1 protein-coding gene and 1 pseudogene are annotated in these 910 nt (G+C 49.8%); both read left to right on the top strand.

Features of this window, described 5'->3' with window-relative positions:
* A partial coding sequence (locus JWG43_RS17555; RefSeq protein ID WP_275888493.1) for a helix-turn-helix domain-containing protein occupies positions 1 to 355 on the top strand: 355 nt, incomplete at its 5' end.
* Positions 356 to 444: 89 nt separating this feature from the next.
* Positions 445 to 910, top strand: a pseudogene (locus JWG43_RS17550) (tetratricopeptide repeat protein); the annotation flags it as partial.

The following is a 910-nucleotide window of genomic DNA, read 5'->3' as shown; positions in this document are numbered from 1 at the left end:
AAGAAAAGAGATGAGCGCACATACTGATCCTCAAATCATCATTCAAAACGGTAAACCTGCCTTCGCAGTCATTCCCTGGGCTGAATACCAGGAGTTAATCCACAATCAAATCGAAGGCAAGGAGGCTGATGCCTGGTTTCCAAATGAAGTTGTTAAGGCTAATGTCAGAGGAGAAAGTCTTGTCAAGGCATGGCGGGAATATTTCAAATTAACTCAAAAGGACCTGGCTGAAAAAGCAGGGATGAAGCAATCTGCCTTGGCCCGCCTTGAACGTGGGAATACGAAACCAAGAAAATCCACTTTAAAGAAAATTGCCGATACCTTGGAAATAGAGGTTGAACAACTTATAGAATAAAAGCCGGCGCTCCAGAACGTTTCCGCGGAACCCGCAAAAGATGCAGGCTTCACAGAACGTACCGTAAGCCGTCCGGGAAATCAACGCCGATGCAATTAGTATCGACGCTGCTCATTCAAGCGGAGATCTACATGGGTCGTAAAAATCCTGAGAAAGAGTCTGCAGAAGCATGGCGCCTGTTTGAGGCCGAAGCTGCATACGCGGAGAGTGCCTTTCATGGAGCCATCGGCGATATGGAAGCCAGTATCGCCGCTGCGGAACGAGCACTGGAAATTAAGCCGGATTATCCGCCGGCCGTTTTGACCATGGGATCGATAGAATACCAGCGCGGAAAGCCGGACGAGGGAGCGCTTCTGTTTGCAAAATTGCTCTCGCTACCGGATAAATCCGGAGATCTTTGGGAGATAATCGACAAGGCTGGCGACTTCTTGATTCAACAGAAAAGGTACGCGGAAGGCCTGGAGCTTTACCAGGCAGCGCTTGAGATGTTTCCCGGACGGGTCGTTTTTTACCAGGGGGTGGGTTGTTGTGCTGGCCATCAAGGGCTGTACGACC

The sequence above is a fragment of the Desulfobulbus alkaliphilus genome, from assembly GCF_016918545.1.
GTDB lineage: Bacteria > Desulfobacterota > Desulfobulbia > Desulfobulbales > Desulfobulbaceae > Desulfobulbus > Desulfobulbus alkaliphilus.
This window is presented reverse-complemented; position numbering and strand designations above follow the sequence as displayed.